Here is a 15,529-nt window from a genome sequence, read left to right as displayed (position 1 = left end):
CTCCAGCCAGCGGGCGGTCACAGGGTCAGCGCCGTTCGGGCTGCCTGGGCCGCGGCCGGGCCGCCGCCCTGGCCGCGGTGGGCGACCCGGCCGGAGGCGAGCACCGCGAACTCGGCGGCGTGCTCCACGGCGTAGCCGATGTGCTGCTCGACGAGCAGCACGGACAGGTCGCCGGCCGTGGTGAGCGCGGAGATCGCGGCGTAGATCTCGCCGACGACGTTGGGCTGGATGCCCTCGACCGGCTCGTCCAGCACGAGCAGCCGCGGTCCCGTGACCAGTGCCCGGGCGATCGCGAGCTGCTGCCGCTGCCCACCGGACAGCAGCCCGGCCTGGCGGCCCAGCAGGTCGCGCAGCGCGGGGAACAGGTCGAGTGCCTCGGCCGCCCGGCGTCGGGCGGCACGTCCGTGGGCGTCCGCGACCACCTGGAGGTTCTCGCGCGCGCTCAGCAGCCCGAAGGACTGCTGGCCCTGCGGCACGTAGGCGATGCCGCGCCGCACCCGCTGGTGCGGCGCGAGCCGGGTGACGTCCTCGCCCGCGAGCCGCACCGTCCCGGCGCGCACGGGCAGCAGGCCGAGCACCGCCCGCAGCAGGGTCGTCTTGCCCGCGCCGTTGTGGCCCAGCACGGCGGTCAGCCCGCCGTCGGGCACGGTCAGGTCGACGTCGTGCACCACCGTCGTGCGCCCGTAGCCCGTGGTCACGCCGCTCAGCTCCAGCATCACGCGATGTCTCCTTCACTCGGGGCTGTCGCCGGGGCCGTCGTCGGAGCGCCGAGGTAGACCTCGACGACCGCCGGGTCGTTCTGCACCTCGTGCACGGTGCCCTCCGCGAGCACCCGCCCCTGGTGCATGACGGTGACCGAGTCGGCGAAGGACCGGAGGAACTCCATGTCGTGCTCGACGACGACCACCACCCGCTGCGACCCGATGCGGCGCAGCAGCTCGCCGGTCTCCTCGCGCTCGGCCTGGGTCATGCCCGCCACAGGCTCGTCGAGCAGCAGCAGGTGGGCGTCCTGCACGAGCAGCATCCCGATCTCCAGCCACTGCTTCTGGCCGTGCGCGAGCACGCCGGCCGGCACGTCCCGCAGCGCCGTCAGGCCTACCGTCTCCAGCGCGTGCTCTACGGCCTCCGGTACGTCCCGCCGACGCCGCAGCAGGGTCAGCGCCCCACGCCGCGCACCGGCCGCGATGTCGAGGTTCTGCAGCACGGTCAGCTCCTCGAACACGCTGGCCGTCTGGAACGTGCGCCCGACGCCGGCCCGGGCGATGCGGTGGGTGCTGCGCCCGAGCAGCTCGGTCCGGCCGAAGGCGGCCGAGCCGGTGGCCCGGACCAGGCCGGTGACGGCGTCGATGAGCGTCGTCTTGCCCGCGCCGTTCGGGCCGATGAGGAACCGCAGGTCGCCCTGCGTGACCGTGAGGTCGACGTCGCGCACGGCGACGAAGCCGTCGAACTCGACCCGCAGCCCGCGCACCTCCAGGTAGTCGTGCCGGAACCGCGCGGTGTCCGTGCCGAGCAGCGCCTCGGCCGCGGCCAGGTCGATCTCGGTCCCGGGCTGTTCCGCGGTCGGTGAGGTGTCGTTCATGCGGGGCTCCTTTCCGTGGCCGGCCCGTCAGCGAGCAGGTCCGTGGCCGGCCCGTCAGTGGCGGGCTCGGCGGCGCGACGGCGCCGCAGCGTCCCGACGACGGACGCGAGACCGCCGGGCAGGAACGCGATGACCAGGACGAACAGGGCGCCCTGGAAGTAGATCCAGCCCGACGGGAACTGCTCGGAGATCGAGGTCTGCGCCCAGCTCACCGCTATCGAGCCGAGCACCGGGCCGAGCAGGGTCGCGCGCCCGCCGATCGCCACGCCGATGAGGAAGCCGATGGACGGCACCACGCCGACGTCGGCCGGCGAGATGATGCCCACGATCGGCACGAACAGCGCGCCGCCGACCGCCGCCATGACCGCGGCGACCACGTAGGCGACGACCTTCACGAGGGCGGGGTCGTAGCCGAGGAACCGGACGCGGTCCTCCTGGTCCCGCACCGCGATCAGCAGCTCGCCGAACCGGGAGACGGTGAGCTGCCGCATCACGGCGACCATCCCGAGCAGGACGCCCGCGGCGATCAGGTAGAGCATCTGCTTGTTGACCGGGTCGGCCAGGTCGTAGCCGAAGAACGCCCGGAACCCGTTGAGCCCGTTGGTCCCGCCGGTGGTCTGCTGCTGGCCGATGAGCAGGACGGCGAAGGCCGCCGCCAGCGCCTGGGACAGGATCGCGAAGTACGCGCCCCGCACCCGCCGGGTGAACACGGCCCAGCCGAGCAGCGCGGCCAGCCCGGCCGGGACGAGCACGACCAGCAGGATCGCCGAGACGGGGGAGCGCAGCGGCTCCCACCAGCCGGGTACCTGCCCCGTGCCGTACAGCAGCATGAAGTCCGGGACGCCGCCCGGACCGGCGTCGGCCAGCTTGAGGTGCATGGCCATCAGGTAGGCCCCGAGGCCGAAGTAGACCCCCTGGCCCAGGGTGAGCAGGCCGCCGCGGCCCCACGCCAGGCCGATCCCGACCGCGACCATGGCGAGGCAGAGGAACTTGGCGAGCAGGTCGAGGCGGAACGGGCTCAGCACCACGGGCGCGAGCAGCAGGAGCGCGGCCGCGAGGCCGAACATCACGAGCGTGCGGGTGCGCCCGGGGCGGACGAGTGCGGTCAGGACGGTCATGCGAGGCTCCTCGTCCGGACCGAGACCAGGCCCTGGGGTCGTAGCTGCAGGAAGGCCACGATGGCGACGAACACGAGCACCTTGGCGACGGAGGCCGTCGTCGAGTACTCGAAGAACGACTGCATCAGGCCCAGCGCCGTCGCGGCGATCACCGTGCCCTTGATCTGGCCGATACCGCCGGCCACGACCACGAGGAACGCGTCGACGATGTAGCTGGTCCCGAGCGTCGGCCCGACCGAGCCGAGCAGCGTGAGCGCGACGCCCGCGATGCCGGCCAGCCCCGACCCGATGAAGAACGTGACCCGGTCGGTCGCCCGCGACGAGATGCCGGACGCCTCGGCCAGGTCCCGGTTCTGCACGACGGCGCGGATGCGCCGGCCGAGCGGGGTGGCCCGCAGCGCCACCGCGAGGGCGACGACGCACACGAGGGCGAGCGCCAGGATGAACAGGCGCGTCCGGGGCAGCGCGAGCCCGCCGACCTGGACCGCGCCCGACAGCCAGGCGGGCGCGGCGACGTCGACATTGGGTGCGCCGAACACGTCCCGCGCGACCTGCTGGAGCACGAGCGCGACGCCCCAGGTGACCAGCAGGGTGTCCAGCGGCCGCCGGTACATGCGGTGGATGAGCGTCGCCTCGAGGAGCAGGCCGAGCAGGCCGCCGACGAGGAAGCCCAGCGGCAGCGCGACGAGCAGGCTCACCCCGGCGTCGCCGACCACGCCCTGGACGACGAACGCGGTGTAGGCGCCGGCCATCATGAACTCGCCGTGGGCCATGTTGATGACGCCCATCTGGCCGAACGTCAGGGACAGCCCGAGGGCGGCGAGGAGGAGGACGGAGCCGAGGCTCAGTCCGGCGAAGAGCTGGGCGAGGATGTCCATGCGGGTCCCGTTTCTTCCCGGGGCCCGGTCAGGACAGCCCGTCGGCCCAGTCGTAGCCCTCGAGGAACGGGTCGGGCTCGATCGGTTCCTCCGAGCTCCACTCGGTGTGGATCAGGCCGTCCGCGCCGATCTTGCCGATGAGGGCGGTCTTGGCGATGTGGTGGTTGTCGCCGTTGACGATCACCTCGCCCTCGGGGGCGTCGAAGGTGACGCCGTCCGCGGCAGCGGTCACGTCGTCGACGGCGAACGACTCGGCCTTCTCGACCATCGCCTTCCAGAGGTAGAGGGAGGTGTAGGCGGCCTCCATCGGGTCGGACGTGGGACGGTCCTCGCCGTACTCCGCCTTGAAGGCCTCGACGAACGCGTTGTTCGCGGGGCTGTCCACGGTCTGGTAGTAGTTCCAGGCGGTGAGCTGGCCCTCGACGTTGTCGATGCCGATGCCGCCGACCTCCTCCTCGGCGATGGACACCGAGACGACGGGCATCTCGTCGGCGGACATGCCGACGTTGTTGTACTCCTTGAAGAACGCGACGTTGGAGTCGCCGTTGAGGGTGTTGAACACGGCGTCGGCGTCGGCGGACTTGACCTTGTTGACGATCGTCGAGAAGTCGGTGTGGCCGAGCGGCGCGTACTCCTCGCCGACGATCTCGATGTCGTGGGCCTCGGCGTACGCGTTGATGATCTTGTTCGCCGTGCGCGGGAAGACGTAGTCCGAGCCCACCAGGAACAGGGACTTCGTGCCCTGCTCGGCGAGGTAGTCCAGCGCCGGCACGATCTGCTGGTTGGTCGTGGCGCCCGTGTAGAAGATGTTCGGCGACGACTCCAGGCCCTCGTACTGCACCGGGTAGAACAGCAGGGAGTCCTGGGCCTCGAACACGGGCAGCATCGCCTTGCGCGACGCCGAGGTCCAGCCCCCGAACACCGCCGCGACGCAGTCGCTCGTGATCAGCTTGCCGGCCTTCTCGGCGAAGATCGTGGGCTCGGACTGGCCGTCCTCCGAGACGATCTCGAGCTGCTTGCCGAGCACGCCGCCGTCGGCGTTGATCTCCTGGGCGGCGAGCTGCAGGGAGTCGTGGACCGTCTGCTCCGAGATCGCCATCGTGCCCGACAGCGAGTTGAGGAAGCCGATCTTGACGGTGTCGCCTGACGTGTCGACACAGCTCTCGGCGGAGCTGGACGCGCCGGGGCTGCCGGCGTCGACCCGCGCCCCGCAGGCGCTCAGGGCGATGACGCACAGGGCGGCGAGCGAGACGGTGCTCAGGCGCGTCGCGCCGTGGGGCGACGGGGACCGAAGACGCATGGGGGATGCTCCGTTTCATGGCCGACGGCCCAGGGTGGGCCGACCGTTTAGGTTCAAATGAACCTAAGTGGACGGAGATGTCGCTCCAGCTCTTCGGCGGTAACTTTCGTGTTTCCCTGTGGGCGCTTGTGTTTCGGCTGGGTACGGGGCCGTGACCTGCGCCGAGGGTCAGCTCGCGCCCCCCAGCACCGCCTCGGCCACGACCAGGTCCTCCCACGACATCCCGGTGCTCTTGAAGACCAGCGGCCGGGCAGGGTCCGGGCGGACGGCGCCCGTGACGACGTCGCGCATCGGGACCAGGTCCTCCGCACGGAGCGCACCCTCGGCGACGGCCAGCACGACGTCGCCCGCCTCACGCAGGGCCGCGGCACGATCCTCGACGACGACGGTGGCCCGGCCGAGCAGACCGGCGGGCAGCTCCCGGGCGTCCGGCTCGTGCGACCCCACCGCGACGACCACCGCGGCGTCGGCGATCAGGTCGGCGTCGAACAGCGGCTCGCGCGCCGACGTCGCGCAGACGACGACGTCGGCGGCGCGCAGGGCGTCGTCCGACTCCGGGGTGCCGAGCCGGACGAGGCGCGCGCCGTCGATCGGCCCGGACCCCGCCTGACTCGCGGGTTGAGCTTGTCGAAACCCAGGTCTCGACAAGCTCGACCCGCGAGACGCGCTCGACCAGCGAGAGGGGTCCCGGACGAGCTGGGTCACGGACGTGAGCCGGCGACGTCCGGCCAGAGCGGCCTCCAGCGTGGCGACGTGGCCGTGGGCCTGGGGTCCGGAGCCGAACACGGCCACCCGCAGCGGCGTCGTCCCGGCGCGGAGCCTGCCCCGCACCGCCGCGACGGACACGGCCGGCGTGCGGAGCGTCGTCAGGGCGATGCCGTCGAGCACGGCGACGACGCCGAGCGTCGCGGCGTCGAGCAGGAGGTACGAACCCTGGACCCGGGGCAGGCCCCGCTCCGGGTTGCCGGGTGCGACCGTGGCGACCTTGACGCCGACATGGGTGAGGGCGCCGCCGCCGTCGGACGGCATGAGCAGGAGCTGGCCGGCCTCCAGCGGGACGGCCTGGCGGGGGAGGTCGGTGGCGGGATCCAGCCCGCGGTCCAGCGCGGCGGTGATCGCGGCGACGGCGTCGGCGGGCGGACAGGCGGCGGCCACCGCCGCGGCATCGAGGACGAGGGGCGCGCTCATCCGCCCGAGCCTATCCAGGGAACTGACCATGTACTTGCTGCCAGAACCGGCCGTGCTCTGGCAGCAAGTACATGGTCATCGACCTCGGGCGGAGGCCTCCTCCGCCAAAGGTCGTAGGCCAGGTGCATGCTCGCGGGCGATGTGCCGCCGCTGCCCGCCCGACAGGCTTGGGGCGTCCGGAAGAAAGCCTCCGGACCAGCCCGAACACCCGCCGAGCGCGAGGAGCGCGACGATGTCCCCGACCTATGAACTACCCACCCAACGGCCCGGCCGCGTGCGCACCCTGGCGGCGCTCGCCGCCGTGGGGGCGCTAGCGATCACCGTCGCCGCGGGCCTCCCGGCGTCCGCCGCGACCGCCTCCGAGCCGACACCGCCCCCGCCCGTCTCCGCCCCGGCGGGCGAGCACGCTCTCGAGCAGGCGGACGTCGACGCCTGGCTCGACGGCCTGCTGCCCTCCGCGCTGGAGAGCGCGGGCATCGCGGGCGGCGTCGTCACGGTGGTCGACGACGGCAAGGTCGTCACCACCCGCGGCTACGGCTACGCCGACACGGGCACGACGGGCGGCGAGGCGGTACCGGTCGACCCGGAGAGCACGCTGTTCCGCCCGGGTTCGGTCTCCAAGCTGTTCACCGCCACCGCCGCCATGCAGCTGGTCGAGAGCGGCGACGTCGACCTCGACACCGACATCGCGGAGTACCTCGACTTCGACGTCCCGCGATCGTTCGACGGGCCGATCACCATGCGCCACCTGCTCACGCACACCGCGGGCTTCGAGGAGCGGCTCGGTGGCCTCATCGGCTCGGGCGACGTGTCGCCGGTGCTCCGGGACGAGCTGGCGGAGGACCCGCCCGAGCAGGTCTACGAGCCCGGTACCGTCCCCGCCTACTCGAACTACGGCAACTCGCTGGCCGGGTACATCGTCGAGCACGTGAGCGGCGTGCCGTTCGAGGAGTACGTCCAGCAGAACATCCTCACGCCCGCCGGCATGACGTCGTCGACCTTCGAGCAGCCGCTGCCCGACGCGCTCCGCGACCGGATGTCCAAGGGCTACGCGACGTCGGCGGACGCCCCCGGCCCGTTCGAGATCGTCGGGACGCCGCCCGCCGGTGCCCTGACCGCCTCGGCACCCGACATGGCGCGCTTCATGCTGGCCCAGCTCGGCGAACCCGGCACGGGTTCCATCCTGGAGCCCGGGACGCTCGACCTGATGCACGCCCCGGCGCTGGACGAGAGCTCGCTGGGCAACCTCGCGGCGTCCCCGCGGATGACGCTCGGGTTCTTCGACGAGAGCCGCAACGGGCGCTGGATCATCGGCCACGGCGGCGACACCAACTACTTCCACTCCCACCTGCAGCTCTACCCGGAGGAGCGCACCGGGATCTTCGTCTCGTTCAACAGCACGGGCGACAGCGGCCTCGCGACCCTCGAGCTGCGCGACGCGGTGCTGCACGGCTTCACCGACCGCTACTTCCCGGCGGAGTCCGCCCCGGCGGCCGGCACCGTCGACGACGCGACCGCCAAGGAGCACGCCGCGATCGCCGAGGGCAGCTACGTCGCCTCGCGCGGCATGCAGAGCACGTTCCTGGCCTCGATGGAGGCCTTCAGCACCACCCAGCTCACGGCGCGCGCCGACGGCCGCCTCCTGATCACGCCGGGTCCCCTCAGCGACTCGCCCGCCCTGTACGAGGAGATCGAGCCGTGGGTCTGGCGTGAGGTCGACGGCCAGCGCGTCATCGCCATGCGCGTCGCCGACGACAAGGTCGAGGCGATCGGCATCGAGGGCGCCTTCACCCTGCTGCCCGCCCAGCCGGAGCGTGCCCAGGCGGTGGCGCTCCCCGTGCTCGGCGTGTCCGCGCTGATCCTGCTCGTCGCGGCCGTCGCGTGGCCGGTCGGTGCGATCACGCGGCGGGTCCGGCGGCGGTCGGTCTCGGGGTCCACGGCCGTGCCCGAGCGGGCCGTGCGTCTCCACCAGGAGCGCTCCGGCCGGGTCGCCAGGCTGCTCACCAACATCGCGACGGTCTGCGCGGTGCTCGCCCTCGGCGGCTGGACGGCAACGGTGCTCACCGTGATGGGCCTCCAGGACGTCTCCGAGTTCTCCCTGCGCCAGCTGCAGGTGGTCCAGGGCCTCGGCGTGCTGGGTATCGTCCCCGCGGCGCTCCAGGTGGTCGGCGCGATCCGGCACCGCCACGGCTGGCGCAGGATCCTCGGCGCCGTGCTCGTGCTGCTCGCCCTGGCCGGAATCGCCTGGTTCGCCGTCGAGTTCCGCCTGCTCGCGCCGTCGGTATCGTACTGACGATGCCCACCACGGACGGCCCCACGGTGTTCGACGACGTTCCGGTCCCGCCGCGCGTCGGCAGGCTCGACAGCCTGCTGACCCGGCTCGGCGTGACCACCCGGCCGGCGCAGGACGCACTGCTGGCCGCGGTCGTCGCCCTGCTGACCGCGGGCCTGCTGGTGGTGCTCTTCCAGTACGTGCTGGAGGCGGAGGACCTGACGGTCGGTCCGGCGCAGGGCGTCCTGCTGGCGGTCGCCACGTGCGCCCAGGCGCTGCCGCTGGTCCTGCGCCGCACCCGTCCGGTCCTCTGCCTGGGCCTCGTCGTGGCCGTTCAGGTGCTCGTCATCGCCGCTTCGCCCCCCGACCTGTCGGTCGGCGGCATCCCGCAGGTCATCGCCGGATACACGGTCGGAACGCTGCTGCCCACCCGCCGGGCCCTGATGGTCACCGGTGCGGCGGTTCCGGTCGGGGTCCTGACGGCGGCGGTGACAGCCCTCGTGTCGGGCAACGGCCTGCTGATGCCGGCCGCGAACCATCTCGCGGCTGGCATCGGCACCTACATGGTCAGCGCCCTGGTCGGCGGGGCGGTGGCGACCCGCCGCCGCTACGTCGAGCTGCTCCACCTCCGGGCCGCCGAGCTGCTCCGCACGCAGCGCGCGACCACCCAGGCGGCGATCTTCGCCGAACGGTCGCGCATGGCCCGCGAGCTGCACGACGTCGCCGCGCACCACCTGTCCGGCCTCGTCGTGCAGGCGGCCGCCGTCGAACGGCAGATCGACAGCGACCCCGAGGCGGCGAAGGCCGGCACCCGGTGGATCCGCGGGCAGGGCAAGGAGACGCTGGACAGCCTCCGCCTGATCGTCGGCGTCCTGCGTGAACGCCCGAGCATCGACGACGACGGGCACGACGCGCCTCCGCCCGGGCTCGATGCGCTCGACGGGCTGGTGCGGACGGCGCGCACCCTGGGGGACACCGTGGAGCTGGTCCGCGAGGGCCGGCCCCGCGACCTGGCCCCCATCGCGGACGCGGCGTTCTACCGCGTCGCGCAGGAGTCGCTGTCGAACGCCCGCCAGCACGCGCCCGGCGCACCCGTGCGGATGGCGGTGCGGTTCGCGGAGCGGGAGGTCTCGCTCGAGGTCGTCAACGAGCGGGGCACCGGGGCCGCCCCGGGGGACTCGTCCAGGCAGGGCATGGGTCTGGTCGGGATGGGCGAGCGCGCCCACCTGGTGGGGGCTGCGCTCACGACGGGCGCGACGCCGTCCGGCGGCTGGCGGGTCCGGCTCACGCTCCCGCTGCACCACGAGCCGGCACGTCACGTGCCGGACGCCGAGACCTCCGCGGCTCCCGCGGCGGTCCGCGAAGGGGGACAGGGATGATCAGGGTCATGCTCGTCGACGACCAGGCGGTCGTCCGCGCCGGCTTCCGGTTCCTGCTGGAGCAGGCCGACGACATCGAGGTGGTCGCCGAGGCAGCGAACGGTCTGACGGCGGTCGAGCTCGCCCGTCGGCACCACCCCGACGTCGTCTGCATGGACGTACGGATGCCCGGTGGCGACGGTCTCGCGGCGACCCGCGAGATCGTCGCGGGCGAGACGCCGCCCGCCGTGCTGGTCGTGACCACGTTCGACCTCGACGAGTACGTCTTCGGCGCCCTGGAGGCGGGCGCCTCAGGGTTCATCCTCAAGGACTGCGAGCCGGAGGAGCTGATCGACGCGGTCCGCCGGCTGGCCGACGGGCACGGCCTGATCGACCAGACGGTGACCCACCGGGTGATCACCGAGTTCGCGCGGCGCAAGGCCCCGCCCGCACCGGAGTCGGACCTCACCGCGCAGCTCACGGCACGCGAGGCCGAGATCGTCCGACAGCTCGCCAGGGGGGCTGTCGAACGCGGAGATCGCACAGGAGCTGGTGGTGGAGACGAGCACCGTCAAGTCTCACCTCGGACGCGCGATGGCGAAGATCGGAACCCGCGACCGGCTGCAGACGGTGGTCTGGGCCTACCAGAACGGCCTCGCCCCGGGCTGACGCCTCGTCTCCGCGGCCCCGCTGGGGGGACGGCCGTCGGGGCAAGGTAGACCCTGGCGAGGGGTGCCAGGTGTGCTGAACTGTGTTCGCCTCAGCCACGTCGGATTCGCCTGGGCTGAACTATTCAGCCCAGACCGCAAACTCGGGGCTCAGCCGAACACAGTTCAGCAGACCTGGCACCCGCCACCGGGGTATGCCTTGCCCGCTCGGTCTGGTCCGCTCGGTCTGGCTCAGTCGCCCTCGCCGGGCCGTCTATCCGGGTGGGCAGCCGACGGTCGCGCCGTCGCGTGCGAACGGGGCCGGGTCGAAGACGCCGAACCGTTCGCGGTACTCCGCCGCCCGGCCGGGCCACAAGAGCGTGAGGCGTCCCGAGCGTTCGTCCACGTACCAGCTGCGGCAGCCGCCACGGAGCCACACCGTGCCGGCGGCGCGCTCGTCGATCTCGCGCGTGTAGGCGGCCTCGGCCGCCGCCGACACCTCGAGCGGCCCGCCCGCCCGGTCCTGGTGGTCGAGCGCGCCGAGCACGTAGTCGATCTGTGCCTCGATCACCTCGAGGGCGGAGTGGTGGCCGAGCCCCGCGTTCGGGCCGTCGAGCACGAAGAGGTTCGGGAAGCCGTGCACGGCCGTGGAGGCGTGGCTCGTCATGCCGCCGGACCAGTGCTCGGCGAGCGTCCGTCCGCCGCGCCCCGTGATCAGGTCGGCGAACGGCGGCCGGGTCGTCTCGAACCCCGTGGCCAGCACGAGCACGTCGACCTCGTACCGCGCGCCCGACGCCGCGACCAGCGTCGATCCCTCGACCGCTACCGGCGGACCCGGCTCCAACGTGACGTGCGGCTGCTGCAGGGCCGGGTACCAGTCGTCGCTGAACAGCGCGCGCTTGCAGCCCACGGCGTAGTCGGGGGTGAGCAGCGCGCGCAGCGCCGGGTCCGGCACCTGGGCGCGCAGGTGCGCCTGCGCGCGTTCCCGCAGCGCGGCCTCCGCCGTCGTACCGGCGATCCGGGCCTCGAAGAGCAGGTCGGCCTCCTCCGCGAGCGCCGCCCGCTCCGGCCGGGCCTCGCCGGGCGCGTAGGCCCGGTCGCCGCGCGGCAGCACCCACGGTGGAGTCCGTTGCAGCACGACGACGGACGCCGCCCGGCGGGCCAGCTCCGGCACGAGCTGGACGGCGCTCGCGCCGGTGCCGACCACGCCGACCCGTAGTCCGTCCGGCAGGTCGCGGTCCCAGCGGGCGGAGTGGAACACGCGGCCGGGGAACGTGCCGAGACCCGGGAGGTCGGGCACGCGGGGCTCGCTGAGCCTGCCGACCGCCGTCACCAGGACCCGGGCGGTCAGGGGACCGCGCGACGTCGTCAGGCGCCATGCGGCCTCGTCGTCGTGCCAGCGGGCGTCCGTGAGCTCGGTGCCGAGGCGCAGGTGCGGGGTCAGCCCTTCGGACCGTGCGACGTCCCTGACGTACTCGTGGATCTCGGCGCCCGGCGCGAACACCCGTGACCAGGCGGGCTGGGGCAGGAACGAGTAGGAGTACAGCGCGCTCGGGATGTCGCACGCGACGCCCGGGTAGACGTTGTCGCGCCAGGTCCCGCCGACGTCGTCGGCCCGCTCCAGGACGGCGAAGCCCGTGCGGCCGGCACGGCGCAGGCGCGCGCCGAGGCCCACGCCGGCGAGCCCCGCGCCCACCACCGCGACGTCCACCTCGGTGGCCGCTCCGGCTCTGGGGTTCGTGCCCGTCACCCCACCTGCTCGTACGTGGTCGTGCGCTGGCGTACGGGCCGGCCCAGCTCGGCGGCGAGCCGCGTCACGTCCGCGACCGTCAGCTCGCGCCCCTGCTCGGGGCCGGCGTCCGGGTCCAGGACGCCGTCGAGCAGCACGCCGCCGAGGTCGTCGGCGCCGCCGGCGAGCATGCGCTGCGCACCACGCATGCCGAGCTTGGTCCACGCCGCCTGCACGTGGTCGATCCGCCCGTCGAGCATCAGTCGCGCCACCGCGTGCAGGGCGCGGCTCTCGCCCAGGGTCGCCGCCCGCGCGCCGGCGACTGGCACCGGCGACTCTGACGCCAGCCAGGGCATGGGGATCAGCTCGGTGAACCCGCCGGTCTCGTCCTGTACGCGGGCCAGCGTGCGCAGGTGCCGCACCTGGTCGCGGGCCGTCTCGACGTGCCCGTAGACGATGGTCGCCGTGGACCGCAGGCCCGCGGTGTGCGCGGCGGTGACGAGCTCGACCCAGCGCTCGGCGGGGATGTCGGTGCCTCCGGTGAGCAGGTCCCGGATCCGGTCGTCGAGGATGCGGGCGCCCGTCCCCGGCACGGTGTCGACGCCTGCTTCGCGGAGCGTCGTCAGCCAGTCGGGCAGGGAGAGCCCGGCGCGCGCGGCGCCGTCGGCGAGCTCGGCCGGGCGGAAGGCGTGCAGGTGCAGGCCGGGTCCGCCCCGCTTCACGGCGCGGGCCAGGTCGAGGTAGCCGTCCGCGCCGGCCGACGTCGGCGGCACGCCCTGCGCGCACACCTCCGTGGCGCCGAGCGCGACGGCCTCCTTCGCCAGCTCCTCGACCTGCTCGGGGGACAGGCCCCGCGACGCGTCGATGTTCCGGTTCACCGCGTAGGTGACGGCGTCGCCGACCCGTGCACGCCGTACCTGGTCGGCGAGCGCGGCGAGCTCCTCGAGGTCGGAACCGCGCGCCCCCAGCAGCTCGACCCAACCCGCGTCGTCGACCCCAACAGGATCGCCGGCGACGTCCCCAATCAGCCGCCCCAGCCTCCCCGCTCCGTTGAGTGCTGGATATTCGCCCTTCTTCGTTCCCGAGAGGGGCGAATATCCAGCACTCAACGGGCTGGAGGCGGGGAAGGTGCCCAGGAGGGCGTCCTGGCGGGCCAGGCCGTAGTCGTCCGCCAGTGCCAGGACGCGGGGGCGCAGGCGGTCGTCCAGCCAGTCCGCGCCGTCCCTGGCCTCGCGCAGGTAGTGCGGGTGCGCGGTGAGGCGTTCGCGCAGCGTGTACCCGCCCTCGCCCGTGAGCCGCGCCAGGTCCTCGATCTGGGGCCAGGGCCGCTCGGGGTTCACGTGGTCGGGGGTCAGCGGGCTGACGCCGCCCCAGTCGTCGATGCCGGCGCGCACCAGGAGCTGGAGCTCGGCGGCGTCGGTCAGGTTGGGCGGGGCCTGCACGCGCAGGCCCGGGCCGAGCAGCACCCTGGTCACGGCGACGGCGGCCGCGTACTCCTGGGTCTCCAGGTCCTCGGCGCCCATCATCGCGGTGGCCGACTTGGCGCGGAAGTTCTGCACGATCACCTCCTGCAGGTGACCGTGCCTTGCGTGCGCGTCACGCAGGGCCAGGATGGAGTCCACGCGTTCGGCGTAGTTCTCGCCGATGCCGAGCAGCACGCCGGTCGTGAACGGGATGCGGGACCGGCCGGCGTCGTCGATCACGCGCAGCCGCAGGGCCGGGTCCTTGTCGGGGGAGCCGAAGTGTGCCTCGCCCTTCTCGGTCCACAGCCGCGACGACGTGGTCTCCAGCATCATGCCCATCGACGGGCCGACCGGCTTGAGCCGCTGCATCTCCGCCCACGACATGACGCCGGGATTGAGGTGCGGGAGCAGGCCGGTCTCGTCCAGGATGAGCTGCGCCATGTGGCCCACGTACTCGAGGGTCGAGGCGTACCCGTGGCTGTCCAGCCACTGCCGGGCGACAGGCCAGCGGTTCTCCGGCCGGTCGCCGAGCGTCAGCAGGGCCTCCTTGCAGCCCAGCTCCGCACCCTGCCGGGCCACCTCCAGGACGGCGTCGGCCTCCATGTAGGGCGAGATGCCGGCCTTGGCGAGCTTGCCGGGCGACTGGACGAAGATGCAGTAGTGGCACCGGTCCTGGCACAGGTGCGTCAGCGGGACGAACACCTTGCGCGAGTACGTGATGACGCCGGGGCGGCCGGCCTCCGCCAGGCCGGTGTCGCGCATCGTGCTCGCGACGGCGAGGAGCCGGTCCAGGTCAGCGCCGCGAGCGTGCAGGAGCACCTCGGCGTCCGCGCGGTCGGGCGTGCTGCCACCGCCGTCCTCCAGCCGGTCGAGCGCCGCGTCCAGGACCGGACGGTCCGGGGCCTGCGGCTGGTCAGCGGCGCGCGAGGGCATGCGCAGGGTCAGGGGAACAGTCATGGGCCCACCTCGGGTGCGGGAACCGGATCGGGATGGTCCGGAGGGGACGGGCCGACACTATGTCATCGGGTGATGTCGGCTCACCGTGATCCCGCAGTGCGCCATGTCGCGTCACTCACCATCGGCGAGAGTTCCCTCCTCGGCGCTGACGAGTGTGTCGATCGTCGCGAAGAACGCCTCGATCCCCGGCAGGTTCGCACCCTTGACGCGCGACGCGGCGAAGTCCTCGGACGAGCGCCACTCCACGACGTCGAGCCACTCGTCGTCGGGCAGGCGCACGAGACGCGCCCCGAGGAACCCGGAGCGGTCGGCGCGGAAGTCGGCGAGCATCGCCGGTCGCGCGGCCAGCATCGTGGCGGTGTTCTCCGGTGCCACCCGGAACCGGGTCAGCTCGACGGACGTGCTCATGATCTCTCCTCGGACGTGCGGCTCCTGCGGTCGGGCTCACCGTAAGATCACCTACATTGAAAGTCAACATCGGTGACTATATGGTTCGGTGACTAGAGTGTGCGGGGGACCGCACCGATCGAGAGCGAGCAACCGTGCGACGTAGTGAGCGCAAGAGCACCGACCCTGACCTCGGCGTGAGCGCGGGCCGCCTGCTCTTCGCGGTGCAGGGCGAGCTGTTCGCCCGGCTCGCGGAGCAGGGGCACCCGGACCTGCGGCCCCAGCACGGGGCGGTGCTCGCGTACCTGGATCCCGAGGGCAGTCGTGCCACCGATCTGGCGCAGCGGTCGGGCCAGCACAAGCAGGTGGTCGGCAAGGTGGTGGACGAGCTCGAGGCGCTCGGCTACGTCGAACGCCGGCCGGACCCGGCCGACCGCCGGGCCAAGCTCGTGGTGCCGACGGAGCGCGGCCTGGACCAGATGGCCCGGTCCGACGCCGTCGTCGAGGCGCTGGAGCGCCGCCATGCCGAGGCGGTGGGCGAGGCGGCGTACGCCGAGTTCCGGCGGGTGCTGCGCGAGGTGACCGAGCTGCAGCGTGCCTGGCGTGAAACGGTGTGGAAATCCCCGATATCACCCGACGACCCACCTTGCTAG

Annotated in this window: 12 protein-coding genes and 1 pseudogene; 4 read left to right on the top strand and 9 right to left on the bottom strand. The window is 73.0% G+C overall.

Annotation, left to right across the window (positions count from 1 at the left end):
• Nucleotides 1-17 precede the first annotated feature (17 nt).
• The 6 genes from ACNYC2_RS19335 to ACNYC2_RS19310 all read right to left on the bottom strand — a co-directional run bounded on the left by ACNYC2_RS19335 (nucleotide 18) and on the right by ACNYC2_RS19310 (nucleotide 6,063).
• Nucleotides 18-716, bottom strand: a complete 699-nt coding sequence (locus tag ACNYC2_RS19335) for an ATP-binding cassette domain-containing protein (protein ID WP_419707861.1) — start codon at nucleotides 714-716, stop codon at nucleotides 18-20.
• Nucleotides 716-1,579 carry an urea ABC transporter ATP-binding protein UrtD gene (gene urtD, locus ACNYC2_RS19330; protein ID WP_419703349.1) on the bottom strand — a complete coding sequence of 288 codons (864 nt, stop codon included), beginning with the start codon at nucleotides 1,577-1,579 and terminating at the stop codon, nucleotides 716-718. Before urtD ends, ACNYC2_RS19335 begins: the two co-directional genes overlap by 1 nt.
• Nucleotides 1,576-2,697 (bottom strand): urea ABC transporter permease subunit UrtC, encoded by a 1,122-nt coding sequence (gene urtC / locus ACNYC2_RS19325; protein WP_419703348.1) that lies wholly within the window; start codon nucleotides 2,695-2,697, stop codon nucleotides 1,576-1,578. The genes urtD and urtC overlap by 4 nt, the downstream gene beginning before the upstream one ends.
• Nucleotides 2,694-3,575: an urea ABC transporter permease subunit UrtB gene (gene urtB, locus ACNYC2_RS19320; RefSeq protein ID WP_419703347.1), complete on the bottom strand. Its 882-nt coding sequence runs from the start codon at nucleotides 3,573-3,575 to the stop codon at nucleotides 2,694-2,696. The genes urtC and urtB overlap by 4 nt, the downstream gene beginning before the upstream one ends.
• A 28-nt stretch (nucleotides 3,576-3,603) precedes the next feature.
• Nucleotides 3,604-4,875, bottom strand: coding sequence for an urea ABC transporter substrate-binding protein (urtA, locus tag ACNYC2_RS19315; protein ID WP_419703346.1), 1,272 nt, complete (start codon nucleotides 4,873-4,875; stop codon nucleotides 3,604-3,606).
• A gap of 168 nt (nucleotides 4,876-5,043) precedes the next feature.
• Nucleotides 5,044-6,063, bottom strand: a complete 1,020-nt coding sequence (locus ACNYC2_RS19310) for an ornithine cyclodeaminase family protein (RefSeq protein WP_419703345.1) — start codon at nucleotides 6,061-6,063, stop codon at nucleotides 5,044-5,046.
• Between the two features lie 232 nt (nucleotides 6,064-6,295).
• Between ACNYC2_RS19310 and ACNYC2_RS19305 the strand changes: the two genes are divergently transcribed.
• The 3 genes and pseudogenes from ACNYC2_RS19305 to ACNYC2_RS19295 all read left to right on the top strand — a co-directional run bounded on the left by ACNYC2_RS19305 (nucleotide 6,296) and on the right by ACNYC2_RS19295 (nucleotide 10,362).
• Entirely contained in the window at nucleotides 6,296-8,356 is a 2,061-nt protein-coding gene (locus ACNYC2_RS19305; RefSeq protein WP_419703344.1) for a serine hydrolase domain-containing protein, read from the top strand.
• Between the two features lie 2 nt (nucleotides 8,357-8,358).
• Nucleotides 8,359-9,714 carry a sensor histidine kinase gene (locus tag ACNYC2_RS19300; RefSeq protein ID WP_419703343.1) on the top strand — a complete coding sequence of 452 codons (1,356 nt, stop codon included), beginning with the start codon at nucleotides 8,359-8,361 and terminating at the stop codon, nucleotides 9,712-9,714.
• Nucleotides 9,711-10,362, top strand: a pseudogene (locus ACNYC2_RS19295) (response regulator). The gene ACNYC2_RS19300 and the pseudogene ACNYC2_RS19295 overlap by 4 nt, the downstream one beginning before the upstream one ends.
• 252 nt (nucleotides 10,363-10,614) lie before the next feature.
• On the opposite strand, the gene ACNYC2_RS19290 reads toward ACNYC2_RS19295, so the two are convergent.
• The 3 genes from ACNYC2_RS19290 to ACNYC2_RS19280 all read right to left on the bottom strand — a co-directional run bounded on the left by ACNYC2_RS19290 (nucleotide 10,615) and on the right by ACNYC2_RS19280 (nucleotide 14,897).
• Entirely contained in the window at nucleotides 10,615-12,090 is a 1,476-nt protein-coding gene (locus tag ACNYC2_RS19290) for a flavin-containing monooxygenase (protein ID WP_419703342.1), read from the bottom strand.
• Nucleotides 12,087-14,489, bottom strand: a complete 2,403-nt coding sequence (cofG, locus tag ACNYC2_RS19285) for a 7,8-didemethyl-8-hydroxy-5-deazariboflavin synthase CofG (protein ID WP_419703341.1) — start codon at nucleotides 14,487-14,489, stop codon at nucleotides 12,087-12,089. The genes ACNYC2_RS19290 and cofG overlap by 4 nt, the downstream gene beginning before the upstream one ends.
• Nucleotides 14,490-14,600: 111 nt before the next feature.
• Nucleotides 14,601-14,897 (bottom strand): antibiotic biosynthesis monooxygenase family protein, encoded by a 297-nt coding sequence (locus ACNYC2_RS19280; RefSeq protein ID WP_419703340.1) that lies wholly within the window; start codon nucleotides 14,895-14,897, stop codon nucleotides 14,601-14,603.
• Nucleotides 14,898-15,031: 134 nt separating this feature from the next.
• On the opposite strand from ACNYC2_RS19280, the gene ACNYC2_RS19275 reads away from it, so the two are divergent.
• Nucleotides 15,032-15,529, top strand: coding sequence for a MarR family winged helix-turn-helix transcriptional regulator (locus tag ACNYC2_RS19275; RefSeq protein WP_419703339.1), 498 nt, complete (start codon nucleotides 15,032-15,034; stop codon nucleotides 15,527-15,529).

The sequence above is a fragment of the Promicromonospora sp. NFX87 genome (assembly GCF_048564965.1).
Taxonomy (GTDB): Bacteria; Actinomycetota; Actinomycetes; order Actinomycetales; family Cellulomonadaceae; genus Promicromonospora.
Note: the sequence above shows the minus strand (reverse complement) of the source record. Positions and strands in the feature narration are given on the sequence as shown.